The 15,862-nt window shown below is 72.4% G+C and carries 15 protein-coding genes; 9 read left to right on the forward strand and 6 right to left on the reverse strand.

Translation table 11 applies throughout. The features are described 5' to 3' along the window. Positions 1–364 precede the first annotated feature (364 nt). The 4 genes from ACFYYF_RS38040 to ACFYYF_RS38055 all read left to right on the forward strand — a co-directional run bounded on the left by ACFYYF_RS38040 (position 365) and on the right by ACFYYF_RS38055 (position 4,023). The gene (locus ACFYYF_RS38040) at positions 365–1,588 is read left to right on the forward strand and encodes a S1C family serine protease (protein ID WP_388783204.1); all 1,224 of its coding nucleotides are present in this window, start codon (positions 365–367) and stop codon (positions 1,586–1,588) included. 14 nt (positions 1,589–1,602) lie between these two features. Next, positions 1,603–1,782, forward strand: coding sequence for a hypothetical protein (locus ACFYYF_RS38045; RefSeq protein WP_361693335.1), 180 nt, complete (start codon positions 1,603–1,605; stop codon positions 1,780–1,782). Between the two features lie 79 nt (positions 1,783–1,861). Further along, positions 1,862–2,593: a response regulator transcription factor gene (locus tag ACFYYF_RS38050; RefSeq protein WP_361693261.1), complete on the forward strand. Its 732-nt coding sequence runs from the start codon at positions 1,862–1,864 to the stop codon at positions 2,591–2,593. Beyond that, positions 2,593–4,023, forward strand: coding sequence for a sensor histidine kinase (locus ACFYYF_RS38055; RefSeq protein ID WP_388783208.1), 1,431 nt, complete (start codon positions 2,593–2,595; stop codon positions 4,021–4,023). The genes ACFYYF_RS38050 and ACFYYF_RS38055 overlap by 1 nt, the downstream gene beginning before the upstream one ends. Positions 4,024–4,229: 206 nt before the next feature. Here ACFYYF_RS38055 and ACFYYF_RS38060 read toward each other — a convergent pair whose 3' ends face one another. Then, on the reverse strand, positions 4,230–6,026 hold the full coding sequence (locus ACFYYF_RS38060; protein ID WP_388783210.1) for a bifunctional metallophosphatase/5'-nucleotidase: 1,797 nt from the start codon (positions 6,024–6,026) through the stop codon (positions 4,230–4,232). 536 nt (positions 6,027–6,562) lie between these two features. Here ACFYYF_RS38060 and mshD point away from each other — a divergent pair. Then, positions 6,563–7,489, forward strand: coding sequence for a mycothiol synthase (gene mshD / locus ACFYYF_RS38065; protein ID WP_388783213.1), 927 nt, complete (start codon positions 6,563–6,565; stop codon positions 7,487–7,489). 37 nt (positions 7,490–7,526) lie between these two features. Here the strand turns inward: mshD and ACFYYF_RS38070 are convergent, their stop codons facing one another. The 5 genes from ACFYYF_RS38070 to ACFYYF_RS38090 are packed head-to-tail and all read right to left on the reverse strand — an operon-like array spanning position 7,527 to position 12,112. Then, the gene (locus ACFYYF_RS38070) at positions 7,527–8,228 is read right to left on the reverse strand and encodes an ABC transporter (protein ID WP_388783216.1); all 702 of its coding nucleotides are present in this window, start codon (positions 8,226–8,228) and stop codon (positions 7,527–7,529) included. A gap of 8 nt (positions 8,229–8,236) precedes the next feature. After that, entirely contained in the window at positions 8,237–9,808 is a 1,572-nt protein-coding gene (locus ACFYYF_RS38075) for an ABC transporter permease (RefSeq protein ID WP_388783219.1), read from the reverse strand. Beyond that, positions 9,805–10,665, reverse strand: coding sequence for an ABC transporter ATP-binding protein (locus ACFYYF_RS38080; RefSeq protein WP_361693273.1), 861 nt, complete (start codon positions 10,663–10,665; stop codon positions 9,805–9,807). Before ACFYYF_RS38080 ends, ACFYYF_RS38075 begins: the two co-directional genes overlap by 4 nt. After that, entirely contained in the window at positions 10,662–11,573 is a 912-nt protein-coding gene (locus ACFYYF_RS38085) for a zf-HC2 domain-containing protein (RefSeq protein ID WP_388783222.1), read from the reverse strand. Before ACFYYF_RS38085 ends, ACFYYF_RS38080 begins: the two co-directional genes overlap by 4 nt. Beyond that, complete coding sequence (locus tag ACFYYF_RS38090; protein WP_361693275.1) at positions 11,570–12,112, reverse strand: RNA polymerase sigma factor; 543 nt, start codon at positions 12,110–12,112, stop codon at positions 11,570–11,572. Before ACFYYF_RS38090 ends, ACFYYF_RS38085 begins: the two co-directional genes overlap by 4 nt. Before the next feature lie 189 nt (positions 12,113–12,301). Here ACFYYF_RS38090 and ACFYYF_RS38095 point away from each other — a divergent pair, with 189 nt between their 5' ends. The 4 genes from ACFYYF_RS38095 to ACFYYF_RS38110 are packed head-to-tail and all read left to right on the forward strand — an operon-like array spanning position 12,302 to position 15,577. Then, a complete protein-coding gene (locus ACFYYF_RS38095; RefSeq protein ID WP_365495045.1) occupies positions 12,302–12,688 on the forward strand; it encodes a GntR family transcriptional regulator in 387 nt (128 codons plus the stop codon). Then, positions 12,685–13,608: an ABC transporter ATP-binding protein gene (locus tag ACFYYF_RS38100; protein ID WP_388783225.1), complete on the forward strand. Its 924-nt coding sequence runs from the start codon at positions 12,685–12,687 to the stop codon at positions 13,606–13,608. Before ACFYYF_RS38095 ends, ACFYYF_RS38100 begins: the two co-directional genes overlap by 4 nt. After that, positions 13,605–14,558 (forward strand): hypothetical protein, encoded by a 954-nt coding sequence (locus ACFYYF_RS38105; protein WP_388783228.1) that lies wholly within the window; start codon positions 13,605–13,607, stop codon positions 14,556–14,558. The genes ACFYYF_RS38100 and ACFYYF_RS38105 overlap by 4 nt, the downstream gene beginning before the upstream one ends. After that, entirely contained in the window at positions 14,555–15,577 is a 1,023-nt protein-coding gene (locus ACFYYF_RS38110; RefSeq protein WP_388783231.1) for a hypothetical protein, read from the forward strand. Before ACFYYF_RS38105 ends, ACFYYF_RS38110 begins: the two co-directional genes overlap by 4 nt. Positions 15,578–15,862: the final 285 nt, after the last annotated feature.

Consider the following 15,862-nt stretch of genomic DNA (forward strand, 5'->3'; position numbering starts at 1 on the left):
CCGGCCCGGGAATCGTAGGCCTCACCGATCTCCGGGCACACGGCCTACACAGGGGTCGGAAAAGTGTTCGCCCCCGGCGTTCCGGGACATCACCAGCGCGCAACCCGCCGTTCGCCGGAGAGGGACGGAACCACCCACGGTGCACGACGGACCCACGCACGGTGCACGGACGGGTACACGGCGGAACGGAGGCGGGAAGGGCCCGCGAAGGCACCGGCGCGCGCTCACAGAGAGTTCTCAAGCCGCCCGCAGGCATCTCTCAGCGGGTTCGCAGAAAGCGTCTTTATATCGGGCATACGAGGTTCTGTCGGGCTTCTCAGGGGCCACTCAGGGAGCTCTCATGATCGGGGGACAGTCTCTTTTCATGACCGAGAGCTTCCGCCGTAGCGGCGAGTACCCCCAGGGCGACGACCACGGGTCCGCGTACCCGGAGCAGCAGTCGCACCCCTCCTCCCCCGTGAACCCCGAGTGGCCTCCGCCCCCGGCGTACGACCCGTCCGGGCCGGTGCACGTCGAGCCGGGCACCACGGTGTGGCCGGGCTCCGGATCCGGCCACGGCGGCGGCGACGGGGGCCACGGTCCCGGCCCGTACGCCGGCTACGGCTACCCCGAGCCCGACCCCGCCGGCACCACCGCCGCGTTCGCGACGGTGGCCCCCGGCCCCGCCGAGCCCCCCGCGGGTACGTCCGGCAAGCGGCGCGCCAAGGGTCCGTTCGCCCTGCTCGCCGCAGTGGCGATCGTCGCGGCCGCCATCGGCGGCGGCACCGCGTACGCCTTCCAGGAGCTGACCGGCAACGACACCGTCGCCACCTCCAGCACCACCAGCGCCAACGTGGTGCCCACCAGCCAGCGCGGCACGGTGTCCGGTGTCGCCAAGGCGGTCAGCCCGAGCATCGTCGAGATCGGCGCGACCTCGAACGCGGGCTCGTCCACCGGCTCGGGCGTGATCATCACGACCGGCGGCGAGATCATCACCAACAACCACGTCATCTCGGGCGCCTCCGAGATCAAGGTGCAGCTGAACGACGGGAAGTCGTACACCGCCACCGTGGTGGGCACCGACAGCAAGAAGGACCTCGCGCTGATCAAGCTGGAGAACCCGCCGTCCGGTCTGAAGCCGGCGACGCTCGGCAACTCCGACGGCGTCCAGGTCGGCGACCAGGTCGTCGCGATCGGCTCCCCGGAGGGCCTGACCGGCACGGTCACCAGCGGCATCGTCTCCGCCCTCGACCGGGACGTGACCGTCTCCACCGACGAGAGCCAGGGCCAGCAGCAACAGCAGGGCGGCGACAGTGGCCAGTGGCCGTTCGAGTTCGGCGGCCGTCAGTTCAACGGCGACACCGGCTCCTCCACCACGACGTACAAGGCCCTGCAGACCGACGCCTCGCTCAACCCGGGCAACTCCGGCGGCGCCCTCATCGACATGAACGGCAACATCGTCGGCATCAACTCCGCGATGTACTCGGCCGCTTCGGACTCCTCGTCCTCCTCGTCGAGCGCGGGCAGCGTCGGCCTCGGCTTCGCCATCCCGATCAACACCGTCAAGTCCGACCTCGCCGATCTGCGGGCCGGCGGTTCCGACAACTGACCACGGAGGTCGCCATGATGATCAAGAGTGTCCAGCACACCGCCGCCGCGGGAGACGCGGCCGCACTCGGCCTCGCCCTGGCGGTCGCCCGCGAACTGCACACGCCCGTCCGGCGCGCCCCCGAACTGGCCCCGGCCGTGTCCCGGCCCGCCCGGAGCCGGGCCTCCGCCCGCCGCCGCTCCGTACGGAGCTGATCCATTCCGGCACAGCCCGGAACATGCGAGGCTGAAAGCACCGGATCACGACCCATACCACCCGAGGAACCCGACGCCCATGAGCTCCGCCGAAGGCGACCGTGACACCCAGCGCATCCTGATCGTCGACGACGAGCCGGCCGTGCGCGACGCACTCAAGCGCAGCCTGGCCTTCGAGGGATACGACACCGAGGTCGCGGTGGACGGCGCGGACGCCCTGGAGAAGGCGATCGCCTACCAGCCCGACCTGGTCGTCCTCGACATCCAGATGCCGCGCATGGACGGTCTCACCGCGGCCCGCCGGATGCGCGGCGCGGGCACCACCACACCCATCCTCATGCTGACGGCCCGCGACACGGTCGGCGACCGCGTCACCGGGCTGGACGCCGGGGCGGACGACTACCTCGTCAAGCCGTTCGAGCTCGACGAACTCTTCGCCCGCATCCGTGCGTTGCTGCGGCGCAGCTCGTACGCGGCGGCCGCGGGCGCGGCCGTCGAGGACGACGCGCTGACCTTCGGCGACCTGCGCATGGACCTGTCGACGCGGGAGGTGACCCGTGCGGGACGGCCGGTGGAGCTGACCCGCACCGAGTTCACCCTGCTGGAGATGTTCCTGGCCCACCCGCGCCAGGTCCTCACCCGCGAGCAGATCCTGAAGGCCGTCTGGGGCTTCGACTTCGAGCCCTCCTCGAACTCCCTGGACGTCTACGTCATGTACCTGCGCCGCAAGACGGAGGCGGGCGGCGAGCCGCGCCTGGTCCACACGGTGCGGGGCGTGGGGTACGTACTGCGGTCCGGTGGCGCGGAGTGATGCGCGGTTTCAGGTCCCTGCCCCTGCGCTCACGGCTGGCCCTGCTGGTCGCTGCCGCGGTGGCGTTCGCGGTGGCGGCGGTGTCGGTGACGTGCTGGTTCATCGTGCAGGGGAAGTTGTACGAGCAGGTCGACAACGATCTGCAGAGGGGCATGAGAAGCCCGCCGGGTGCGATCCTCAACGCCCTCAACTACTGCTCCGCGACCCCGGACACCACTGATTCCCCCTTCCGGAACAACTACGTCCAGGTGGTCAAGGAGAACGGAACCGCCTGCCCCGTCGACAACTCCGTGGGCAAGGTCAAGGTGACCCAGTCCGACAGGACGGCGATCAAGAACGGCGAACTCAACAAGTCCTACTTCCGTGACGGCACCGACGAAGACGGCAACGCGGTGCGTGTGATGCTCAGGCCGCTGACCACCTCCACCGCCGATGGACAGCCCGGCCCCAACGTGGGCCTCGTGATCGCCACCTCTCTGAAGAGCACCCAGTCCACGCTCAACGACCTGGCCCTGGTGCTCCTGCTCGTCGGCGGCATCGGCGTGGTGGGCGCGGGCGCAGCCGGGCTCTGGGTCGCGCGGGCCGGGCTTCGGCCGGTCGACGAGCTCACCGAGGCCGTGGAGCACGTCGCCCGAACGGAAGACCTCACCATCCGCATCCCCGTGGACGAGGACAGCGACGACGAGATCGCCCGGCTCTCCCGTTCCTTCAACTCGATGACCGCCTCCCTCGCCAGTTCACGCGAGGTGCAGCAGCAGCTCATCGCCGACGCGGGCCACGAGCTGCGGACGCCGCTCACCTCCCTGCGGACCAACATCGAACTCCTCACCCGGAGCGAGGAGATCGGCCGTCCGATCCCCCCGGCGGACCGCAAGGCACTGCTCGCGTCGGTGACCGCGCAGATGACGGAGCTGGCGGCGCTGATCGGCGACCTCCAGACCCTGTCGCGTTCGGACGCGGGACACCCGGCCGACCGGGTGGAGGTCGTGGACCTGCGGGACACCGTGGAAGCGGCCCTGCGCAGGGCCCGGCTGCGCGGCCCGGAGCTGACGATCACGGCCGACCTGGAGCCCTGGTTCGTCCGGGCGGAGCCCTCCGCCCTGGAGCGGGCGATCGTGAACATCCTCGACAACGCGGTGAAGTTCAGCCCCGCGGGCGGCACGATCGACGTCCGGCTCAAAGGCGGCGAACTGACCGTGCGCGACCACGGCCCCGGCATCCCCGCCGACGAACTACCGTACGTCTTCGACCGCTTCTGGCGTTCCCCGGACGCCCGGGCCCTGCCCGGCTCGGGCCTCGGCCTGTCCATCGTGGCCCGCACGGTCCAGCAGTGCGGCGGCGAGGTGACGCTGAGCCCCGCGGAGGGCGGCGGCACGATCGCGGCCGTCCGGCTTCCAGGCGCTCCGACGGCCCCGCCCGACACCCCCTGACGTGACCCTCTGACCTGGACCGGGCCTGCTCCCCGACTCCCCGCCTCCCGACCCGCGAACCGCAACCCTCGAACCGCGACCCACGCCCCGCGACCTCCCGACGACGAGCGAGCCCCCACCCGGTGTTTCGAATGGGGGCTCGCTCGTCTGCGATACGGGGCCGGTCCGGTCCGGCGGAGGACCGTCGGACCGGCCGGCGCCTCCGGCTACTTCAGGACCGTGATCCGGTCAGCCGCCGGGACCGGGTACGGGCTCGCGGCCGAGGAGTTGGCCGTCAGGTAGGTGCCGAGGGCCGCCAGGTCGTCGCCGCCGACACGGACGTTGCCGCCCTTGCCGAGCTCGGCGAAGCCGTCGCCGCCGCCCGCGAGGAACGAGTTCATCGCGACGCGGTAGGTGGCGGCCGGGTCGATCGCGGTGCCGCCGAGCTTGACCGAGTCGGCGACGACACGCGCCGCGCCGGTCTTGGTCAGGTCGAGGGTGTAGGTGAGGCCCTTGGAGATCTGGAGGATCTTCGGGGAGGCCTCGTTGGCGCCGCTGACCTGCTGCTGGAGGGCGGTGATCACCTGTGCGCCGGTGAGGTCGACCAGGTTGACCGTGTTGGCGAACGGCTGGACCGTGTACGCCTCCCCGTAGGTGACCACGCCGTCTCCCTCGCCGCCGCTCGCGGTGTAGGTGAATCCGGCGCGGATGCCGCCCGGGTTCATCAGCGCGAGGTCGGCCTCGGGGTCCACGGACTTGGCGTACGCGAGCTGCGCGTCGGCGATCAGGTCACCGGCCTGGGACTCGGTGCCGGTGTTGCCGATGTCCCCCGCGATGTACCCGATGGGACGCGAGGCGACCGGCGCGGAGAGGGTCTTCCACTTGGTGATCAGCGTCGTCATGTCGGCGGCCTTCGCGACGTCCCGCGTGACCACGTGGTTCGCGGACTTCACCGCCGTACGGGCGATGTCACCGGTCCAGCGGTCGTACGTCAGCGTCGTGTCCGTGTACAGCCGGCCGAAGGAGGAGGCCGAGGTGACCATGCGGGGCCGCCCCGCCGGGTCGGGGATGGTGCACGCGTACGCCTGGTGGGTGTGGCCGGTGATCAGCGCGTCCACGGCCGGCGTGACGTTCTTCGCGATGTCGACGATCGGCCCGGAGATGCCGTCACCGGCGCCGGGGCTGTCGCAGTCGTAGTTGTACGCCGTCGACGCGGGCGAACCGCCCTCGTGGATCAGCGCGACGATCGACTTCACGCCCTGGCGCTGGAGTTCCCTGGCGTACTTGTTGATCGTCTCGACCTCGTCGCCGAACTTCAGGCCCTTGACGCCCTCGGCGGACACGATGTTCGGCGTGCCCTCCAGCGTGACGCCGATGAAGCCGACCTTGACGCCGTTCTTCTTCCACACCCAGTAGGGCTTGAGGATCGGCTTGCCGCTCTTCTCGTCGGTGACGTTCGCCGCGAGGTAGGGGAAGTCGGCGCCGGTGAACTTCTGGCCGCCGGAGCAGCCGTCCGTCGGGTGGCAGCCGCCCTTCTGGAGCCGGGCCAATTCCTTGGCGCCCTCGTCGAACTCGTGGTTGCCGACCGAAGTGACGTCCAGGTCCAGGCCGTTGAGCGCCTCGATCGTCGGCTCGTCGTGGAAGAGGCCGGAGATCAGCGGGGAGGCGCCGACCATGTCACCGGCGGCCGCCGTGATCGAGTACTTGTTTCCCTGGCGCGCGTTGCGCAGATGCGTGGCCAGATACTCGACACCACCCGCGTCGACGGTCTTCGTCGTGCCGTCCGCCTGCAGTTCCGTGACCCGGCCCGAGGAACCGGTCGGCGGCTCCAGGTTGCCGTGCAGGTCGTTGAACGACAGGAGCTGGACGTCCTGGTAACGGCCGCTGCCCTGGTGGTGCGACGGTGTCGCCTTGTCCTGGTGCGCGCTCGCCGGGATCGCGGCGGCCAGTGCCCCGACGGTGGCGAGACCGGCGGCGGCCGCGAGGAGGCGATGACTGCGTCTGGACCGGATCGTGGGCGGCATGGTTCCCCCTGGAGAACGGTGAGAGGCCGAAACGGTGTGCTGTACGTGAGCCGAGCGGGTGGTGCGTGCCCTGTGCGTCGTGCGTGAGCCGAGCGGGTGGTGCGTGCCGTGGGTGCCGTGCGGACCGTGGGCGAGCTGATGAACAGCCGGGGCTTTGCACGCACTTTAGAATCAACGCGCGTAGCGCGAAAGGGGGTTCGCGGTTACGGACTGATTGCCATCACCACACCGCCGGCCGACAACCACACGACCACGGCTCCCCACCGCACCCCTTCACGCCCTTTCCGCGAACCCGGAAACTCAGTCCCGGTCTCCCCGCCGCACCCCTTCACCCCACCTGTCCGCGAACCCGGGAACCCCGTCCCGGCCTCCCCGCCGCACTCCTGCGTCCCCCTTCCGCGAACCCGTGAAGCCCGCTCCGCGGCTCCCCCGCCGAGGCGCGATCCGCCTTCCCCGGCCGGCCCCCGCCCGCCACGATCCGTGTCCGCGTCGCCCAACTCCTTGTCCCCCCATCGCCGAGTCGTACCCTCGTATCCATGACCAGCGACGACGCGGCGCCCTTCGCCCTCTCCCGCTCCATCGAGACCTACTCCGCGCTCTCCCCGGACCAGGCCGAGGACGTGCTCCGGCTGCTCTCGGAGGCCGCTCGGACCGATGGACAGCAGGCCGTGTCCGAGCAGGGGCGGCTCCAGCTCAAGGGCGGGAGCCGTGAGGGCGTCCGGCATCTGCTGCTGACCGTCGGCCCCGAACTGGTCGGCTACGCACAACTCGAGGACACCGACCCGGTCGAGGCCCCGGCCGCCGAACTGGTCGTCCACCCGGCGCACCGGGGGCACGGCCACGGGCGGGCCCTCGGCTCGGCGATGCTCAACGAGTCCGGGAAGCGGCTGCGGGTGTGGGCGCACGGCGGTCACTCCGCCGCCCGCCATCTCGCACAGGTCCTGGGCCTGACCCTCTTCCGCGAACTGCGCCAGATGCGCCGCCCGTTGGACGATCTCGACCTGTCCGAGCCGAAGCTGCCGGAGGGTGTCACCGTCCGGACCTTCGTGCCGGGCGAGGACGACGCCGCCTGGCTCGCCGTGAACGCCGCCGCCTTCGCCCACCACCCCGAGCAGGGCTCCCTCACCCAACGCGACCTGGACGACCGGACCGCCGAACCGTGGTTCGACCCCGCCGGCTTCTTCCTCGCCTTCCGCGGCGAGGAACTCGTCGGCTTCCACTGGACGAAGGTCCACGCCGAGGAGGGGCTGGGCGAGGTGTACGTCCTCGGTGTGCGGCCCGGCGCCCAGGGCGGCGGACTCGGCAAGGCGCTGACCACGATCGGACTGCGCCACCTCGCCGCACAGGCCCTGCCCACCGCGATGCTCTACGTCGACGCCGACAACAAGGCGGCGGTCAGCGTCTACGAGCGTCTCGGCTTCGTCACCCACGAGACGGACCTGATGTACCGGACGGAGTCCTGAGCCTTCGGGCTCGCGAGCCCCGTCCGGCAGGCCGAAGTCAGCGGTGGGCGAGGACGGTTGCCCGGCGTCGCCGCAGGGGTTCGCTCAGGGAGCGGGCCCCCGCCACTGCCGCCACGACCAGGACGACCGCCCATCGTCGGTGCGCGTCGTCCCAGTGCGGGTCGGACGGGCCGACGAAGAGTTCCCAGCGCTCGGGGAGCAGCACCGCGGCGGCGAAGAACGCGCCCACCAGTCCGGCGGATATCGCGATCCCCGGTTCGGCGGCCGCCGAGTGCCGCACGGCGACGAGCGCCGAGGTCAGCGCGAGGACCATGATGGCTGCCCCCTCCAGGGTGATCGCGCCCATCGGGGGCCGGCCCTCGGCGGGTACGAGGAACAGCGCGGCCGTCCAGCACACCGCCATGAGCGGCACGACGAGCGCCAGCCGCAGGCCCGTCCGCACCGGGCGCCGGGTCGGCACCGTGGCCGTGGTGTGCCGGGCCGGGTCGTCGAGCAGGAACGCCAGTCCCAGGCCGAAGGCGAGGGCGGCGGCCCGCAGCAGGGTGAGACACAGCCACGGGTCCGGTTCCTCGGAGACCGTCCGGGAGCTGCCGGCCAGGACCAGCCCGAGGACGGCACCGGTCAGCACGGCCCAGCGGGGCAGACCTCGCCAGACCGGGCGGACCAGGGCGCGGGCCACGACGCGGGCGGGTGGGGGCCCGGCGGCTTTCGTGGGCCGGTCGGCGGAAGCCTCTGTCATCGTCCTGACTACTCCTCGCACTTGCCGCTCCCCGAGTCCGCCGCGGTCCCCTTGCCGCCGGCCGGTACGCCGAGCAGCTCGGCCACCCGTGCCGTGGGCGTCTTCGGGGACGTCAGTTCCGTCCAGTGCGCCTTGACCTTCGCGGCAACGCTGTAGTGCGGCTTCTGGAGCAGTTCACGCACCACGGTGGTCTGCTGGGCGGACATGGAGACGGGGCTCGTGGGGGCCAGTGCGATCGCGGAGCCCGCGATGCTGTCGTCCAGGCGGACGTCGCGCAGGGACTGCATCGGATCCGGCTGGGTGCTCAGCGCCAGCCACATGATGGTCACCGCGCGGGCGTCGCACATCTCTCCGGCCTCCTTCTCGGTGCCCGCGACCAGGACCGAGGCGACACCGACCGCGAACTCGGGCAGGCGGTTGCCGCCCCAGCGCGTGCCGACGGTGACATGTCCGGGCGTGGTCGCGGGGGAGATCGCGGCGTCGCCCTGCAGGCCGTAGCGGGCGTCGATCCACTGGCGCACGGTCAGTCGCGCGCCTCCGGCGGAACCGCCCGCGCGGGACTGGATGCGGTCGACCGCCCGGGCCCAGTCGGCGGTGCGGCCGGTCCACTCCGGGAAGGCGCAGTACGTGGACCGTCCGTGCCGCACGCAGGTCTGTTCCTTCTGCGGGGTGACGGAGGCCTTGGTGCGGGCGGCGATCAGCGAGGCCGGCTCGGCCGGGGACTGCCCGGCCACGCCGACGGCCGTCGCGGCGAGGGCGAGCGCGGTCGCCGCGGTGACCAGTCTCGTCCGGCCGCCGCTCACCAGCACGGCAACGCAGAGCAGCAGGACCACGAGGCCCGTCAGGTAGAGCGCGTGCCAGGCGGCCGGGCGGCCGAGCAGTTCGGAGGGGAAGGGGTCGGCGCCCTCTTCCGTGACGACGGGCCCGAGCCAGCTCACCCAGTGCTTCCCCTGGGTGGCCGCGGAGACCAGGGTGGTGAGGACGAACCCGCCGATCACGAAGGGCGGGGCGACGAACCCGACCGGTATCACCCGGGCGAGCAGGACCCCCAGGACACCGGCCAGCAGGACCGTCAGCGGGCCCACGACCAGTTCGGCGGGTGAGCCGTGACCGACGGCTCCCGGCTTGAGCGCCGCCCACGTGTACTGGAAGGTGACGACGAGCGCTGTGATCGCGCCGAGGGGCAGGACGGACAGCGCGTGCGCCACCGTACGCCGCCAGGGCTCCATGGTCAGGATGGCGAACTGCTGGTCGGTGGACTGCCGGCGGGACCGCAGTACGGCGCGGTTGACGCAGATGAACACGGCGACGGCCAGCAGCATGGGTGTCGGCTGGGTGGCCCTGTCGGCGTCCTGGAGGACGGGGAAGTCGTCCATGCCGTCACCCCCGATGAACAACCTCCAGCCGGCATAGCCGACATACAGCGCGAGGAAGAGCAGGACCGGGATCTGGAGCAGCAGTTCACGCGCTTCGAAGCGGGCGAGGGCCAGGATCGCGGGCGACCTGGACTCCCGGCCCCGGGCGGGCGGCTCCACCCCCGTGGGAGCCGCCTGCGTGATCGTGTCGGTGGTGGTGCTCATGCCGCCACCTCCGCCGTCCGGGCGTCGAGCGTGAGCAGGTAGCCGTCCTCCAGCGTCGGTTCGAGGAGGTCGGCGCCCTCGGGCGGATCGCCGACGTTGCGGAAGGCGCCCGTGCCCGTGCGCCATCCGGCGCGGGCCGACGGATCGCGCTCGGCGCTGCTCCACACCCGGCCGGCCGCCCGCTCGGTCAGCTCCGCGGGGGTGCCCTCGAAGCGGATGCGGCCGGCGTCCATGACGATCACGCGGTGGCAGAGCATCGCGACGTCCTCGGTCTGGTGGGTGGAGAGCAGGACGGTGCGTCCTTCTCCCGCCTGGGCGATCAGTTCCCTGAAGCGCATGCGCTGTTCGGGGTCGAGGCCGACGGTCGGTTCGTCCAGGACGAGGAAACCGGGGTCGCCGACCAGGGCGGCGGCGAGCGCGACCCGCTGGCGCATGCCTCCGGAGAGCCGCTTGATGCGCTTGCCCCGCACGTCGGACAGGCCGACGGAGTCCAGGACGCGGCGCACCTCGCGGTGCCGGGCGCCGCGGTCGGTCAGCTCCTTGAGGATGGCCACGTAGTCGACGAACTCGAAGGCCGAGAAGTCCTGGTGGAATCCGGGGGTCTGCGGGAGGTAGCCCAGCGTGCGCCGCACCTCCAAACGGCCCGCGGTGCCGGACGGGTCGTGGCCGAGGACCGTGAAGGAGCCCCGGTCCGCGGGCACGGCGGTGGCGAGCACCCGCAACAGGGTGGTCTTTCCGGCGCCGTTGGGCCCGAGGAGTCCGGTGACTCCTTCGCGCAGGCGCAGGGAGACGTCGTCGAGCGCGAGCGTCCCGCCGAAGCGGAGGCTCAGCCCGGAGGCGGAGACGGTGGGAATCATGCTGCGTTCCTGTCGGTGAAGTCGGTGAACGGGAGGCGCGACGCGTCGAAGCGGTCCCGGGCGAGGTAGAGGAGGACGGCGGCCAGTGCCGCGACGGCCCCGCAGACGCCCTGCCCGGCCGCGGTGAACGGGGCGAGCGTGCTGTCGGGTTCCGTGGCCGCCCGGGCCGCGAGCAGCAGGGCGACCCAGCCGCCGCCGACCAGGGAGGGGGCGAGGACGGGACCGAGCCGGGAGGTGAGCGCGAGTCCGGTCGCGGTGAGGGCGAGGGCGGGCAGCAGCCAGGCCAGGGCGTGCAGTCCGTAGGAGGGAAGGGCGAGGGTGGCGAGGCCGCTGAATCCGAGGCACACGGTCAGGACCGCGACCGTACGGATCATCAGGAGCCGGAAGCCGTGCAGCGGTGAGACCACCGCCATCTCGTACGTCGGGTCGATCCCCGGGCCGTAGGACACCGCGACCCCGGCGAGCGGGAGCAGCGGCGCGAGGGCCAGGAAGAGGGTGGGCGCGGCTCCGGCCCGCACCAGGTCGGCCGCGACCACGCTCATGACCAGGAGGGCGCCGATCGCGCCCAGCCAGGAGCGGCGCAGGGCGGGTGCGGCGGCCAGCAGCCGTGCCGTGTGGTCGGGGACGCCGAGCCGGACGAGCAGCCACTCCACCGGACCCGGCCGCGGGGCGTCGAGTTCGGCGTCGAGCCGCTCCCATCCGGCGTCCAGGGCGACCGGGTCGCTGTTCTCGGCCAGTGTCTCCCGGCACCGCGCGCACGCGGCGAGGTGGGTGTCGGCGGACCACAGGCGCGGTGCCGCCAACTCGCCTCGCACATAGGCCCGGAGGTCGTCCTCCGGTACATGCCAGGTCGTACGGCTGTCACCGCTCATCTCTGTGCCATCGCTTCCGTGACGGTCGTCGCTCATGCCAACGCCTCCCGCAACTGCTTGCGCGCACGCAGTGCCCGCGTCTTGACCGTGCCCGGCGGGATACCGAGCAGGACGGCCGCTTCCCTGGTGCTGAGTCCGTCGATCACCGTGGCCTGGAGCACCGCCCGGAGTTCGGGCGAGAGTCTGGTCAGCGCGCCCGCCAGGTCGCCGTGTTCGACGCCTGCCAGCACGCGCTCCTCCGCCGAGGCCTCGTCGCGGTGCCGGAGCCGGGCCAGCGCGTTGCGCAGCCGGCCGCGCGCGCCGTCCCCGCGCATCGAGTCGACGAGGCGCCGCGAGCCGATGCGCCACAGCCAGCCGGCCGGGTCGCCCTCCTCGCGGTAGCGGGCGGTGCCGCGCCACACGGCGAGGAAGGTCTCCTGCACGACGTCGTCGACGATGCCCGGGTCGGCGCACCGGCCGCGCAGCCGCGCGGTCAGCCATGGCGCATACCGCCGGTACAGCTCTTCGAAGGCGCGACGGTCCCCGTCCGCCGCGATGGCCCGCAGCAGCTCTCCGTCGCTTCTCGTTTCCCTCACAACCCCTCATCGGACGAGCCCCGCCCATCGGTTCACGCATCGGCCGGAAATTTTCGAACGCCCTCGCGTGCCTGGTGAACACCCTGATCGACCGCCGGAGCGACACGCCCCGCGGGCCCGGAACTTGACGACGGCCTCCCCCTTACACCACCCTTTCACTACTCAATTAGTGAAAGGGTGGTTGTCCGAGTGGTCGCGTACCGCATCGACCGGCGCAGTGGCGTCGCCACCTACCTCCAGATCGTCCAGCAGACGAAGCAGGCGCTCCGGCTCGGCCTCCTCGAACCGGGCGACAAGCTCCCCACGGCCCGCGAGGTCGTGGAAGCCACCGCCATCAACCCGAACACCGTCCTGAAGGCCTACCGCGAACTGGAGCGCGAGGGACTGGTCGAGGCCAGGCGCGGTCTCGGCACCTTCGTCCGCAGGACGCTCGGCGCCGCGCCCGCGGACTCGCCCCTGCGCGAGGAGCTCGAGGCCTGGGCCCGCAGCGCCCACGCCGCCGGCCTCGACCGCGAGGACGTGGCGGCGCTGTTCGGCTCCGTACTGGACGCACACTTCCCGAAGGGGGACCAGTGAGTTCCACCAGCACCACCCGATCCACCGTCGCCGTCGAGGCGCGCGGTCTCACCGTGCGCCACGGCCGGCGCGCCACCGCGGCCCTGGACGACTGCTCCTTCCGCCTCCCGGCCGGGCGGGTCAGCGCCCTCGTCGGCCCCAACGGCGCGGGCAAGTCGACCCTGCTGGCGGCCCTCGCCGGACTGCTGCGCCCCGCCTCCGGCACCCTCGCCGTGCTCGGCACCGGCCCGGCCGAGGCACGCGAACGCATCGCCTACCTCGCCCAGGACAAGCCCCTGCACCCCCAGCTCACGATCGCCGAGACCCTGCGCCTTGGCGCCGAACTCAATCCCGCCCGCTGGGACGCCGCGCACGCCGCCGCGATCGTGGAGCAGGGCTCGCTCGACCCGGGCACCAGGGTCAGGGCGCTGTCCGGCGGCCAGCGCACCCGCGTCGCCCTGGCCCTCGCGCTCGGCAAGCGGCCCGACCTGATGCTGCTGGACGAGCCGATGGCCGACCTGGACCCGCTGGCCCGCCACGAGCTGCTGGGCACCCTCATGGCGGACGCCGCCGACCGCGGAACCACCGTGCTGATGTCCTCGCACATCGTCACCGAACTCGCCGACGCCTGCGATCACCTGCTGCTCCTGGGCGACGGACGCATCCGGCTCGGCGGCGGCCTGGACGACCTGCTCCTCGCGCACACCATGGTGACCGGACGCGGCACGCCCGCCGACCTGGCCCCGCACCTCGTCGTCGAGTCCCGCCCCGCCGGCCGCGGCCTCACCGCCCTCATACGCAACGACGGACCGGTGGACGACCGCTGGCAGGCCGAACGCCCCTCCCTGGAGGAGCTGGTCCTGGCCCATCTGCGGTCCCCGCGGACGCCCGCGCTGCTCACCCCCGGCACGACCGCGGCCCCCGTGGCGGTGACCCGGTGAACGCCCTCGCCGAGGCGGCCCCCGTTCGCCGCGCCCTGCCCGCGCCGCGCGGCCTGGTCTGGACGGTCCTGCGGCTGCACCGCACCGCACTGTGGATCTGGACCGGCCTCGTCGTCCTCACCGCCGGACTGCTCCTGTGGCTGTACGGCCCCGGCGCCCACCACACCCAGCACCTGCTCGACACCCTCGGCTACGCGGGAGTACAGGAGGACGCCTGGGCCGACGGCATCACCGGCTCGGTCTTCTCGGGCGTGTACAACGACCTGTTCCAGGACCCGGCCTCGCTGCTGAGCATCGCCACCTTCGCCGTCGCCGTCTTCGCGGCCGGCCCGCTGACCGCCCGCGAACTGGAGAACGGCACCGCCCGGCTGGCCTGGACCCAGTCCGTCACCCCGGCCCGCTGGCTCGCCGCCAAACTGGCCGTCCCCGCGCTGATCGTCACCGTCGGCACGGGCCTGCTGGTCGTGCTGTACCGCATGTTGTGGTCGGCCCACAGCAATCTCCTGCTGGCCGGCATCGGACCCCGCGCCCTGTACTTCTCCATCGGCCCGGCCACCGTCGCCGCCCCGCTCCTCGGCCTGGCCGCCGGCGCCTTCGCCGGTCTCGCGCTGCGCCGCACCCTGCCCGCCATGGCGGCCGCCGGTCTCGCGCAGTACGCGGTCATCATGTTCCGGGCCAACTCCTGGCCCTTCCAGGGCAGTTACCAGCAGCCCGAGCTGTCCGTGCGGAGCCGGGCGATCACCTCCACGGGCGCCGAGATCCGCGACCCGGGCTGCTACGACAGCCACGCCTGCCTCGCCCGGCACGACGTCGTCCGCTTCACCCGCCAGTACCTCCCCTCCCCCGACTACTGGCCGCGCCAGCTCCTGGAGACCGGCGTCATGCTCGCCGCCACCGCGGTCCTGGTCGCCGCCGCCTTCGCCGTCCTGAGGAAGAGGTCGACCTCATGAGCACCCTGACCGGGCAACGCCCGTCCGGCCCGGCCCCCTACCGCCCGTCCGGCCCGGCCCGATACCGCCCCTCCGGCCTGACCTGGACAGTGCTGCGCCTGCACCGGACGGCGCTGTACGTCTGGGGCGCCGCCCTGCTCGTCGCCGCGGCGGCCCTGATCTGGCTGGTCGCCGCCGGTCCCGACGCCCGCGCGACCGTCGGCGGCTGCGACGCGGCCGACCCGTTCCCGATGGACTGCGGAACCGTCCACTGGACCACGACGGCCAGGATCTACTCCTACGGCCTCGCCCTGGTCTCCGCCGGTGTCACGTTCCAGATGTTCGCGGTCGCGGTCTGGGCGGGTGCCGTGCTGACCGGCCGCGAACTGGAGAGCGGCACCGCGCGGCTCGCGTGGACCCAGTCCGTCACCCCGGCCCGCTGGCTCGCCACCCGGCTCGCCGTCCCCGCGGCCCTGCTGACGGCGGGCACCGCACTGGCGGTCCTGCTCGGCAACTGGACCCGCCGAGCCGGGAACGGGCACCTGTCCGGCGGCTGGTTCAACACGAACGTCTTCATCTCCTCCGGGCCGGTGGCGATCACGTACGCCCTCGCGGGCCTCGCCCTCGGCGCGCTCGCCGGCCTGGCCCTGCGCAGGGCCCTGCCCGCCGCAGCGGCCGCACTGGCCGCGGCGTACGTCCTGTACGAGGTGCTCGACCGGATCCGGATGAGCCTGTGGCCCTCCGTGACGGCCACCGGGCGGGCCGCGCTCCAGCTCCCGAACGGCACCCTCGTCCTCGAACAAGGTGTCGTCTCAGGCGACGGCCGGCGCCTGAGCAACTACATGGCGTGCTCCGGAATCGACAACTCCGCCGCCCTCGGCAAGTGCATGAGGGAATCGGAGTGGACCGACTTCTGGACGACCTACCACCCGGAGTCCCACTACTGGCCCCTCCAGCTCGTGGAGAGCGGCCTGCTCCTGGCCGTCACCGGGCTCGCGGCCGCCGCGGCCTTCGCCCTGCTGCGCCGACGCCACGCGTAACCGGCGACAGCGCCGAGCGACGCGCACGCGAGGCGGGTGGAGGTGTACACGGCTCCCGGACAGGCAGACGTCCGGGAGCCTCCCCCCGATATCCCGCACGTCATGTCGCCGTAACCATCGATTCAGGTGACCTTGCGACGCTCGGGGAATGCAGCCCGCCGTGCCCGAGCCTTCTCCCCCGCCGGAGAACGAGTCCGCACCGTCCACGCGGAGTCAGCGTACGCCAGCCGAACGGAACGGAATCCTCCGTATCACCGCGCTCACGCCCGCCCTCTCCGACGCGCC

Origin of the sequence: Streptomyces sp. NPDC001914 (genome assembly GCF_042891215.1) — a bacterium.
Classification (GTDB): domain Bacteria; phylum Actinomycetota; class Actinomycetes; order Streptomycetales; family Streptomycetaceae; genus Streptomyces.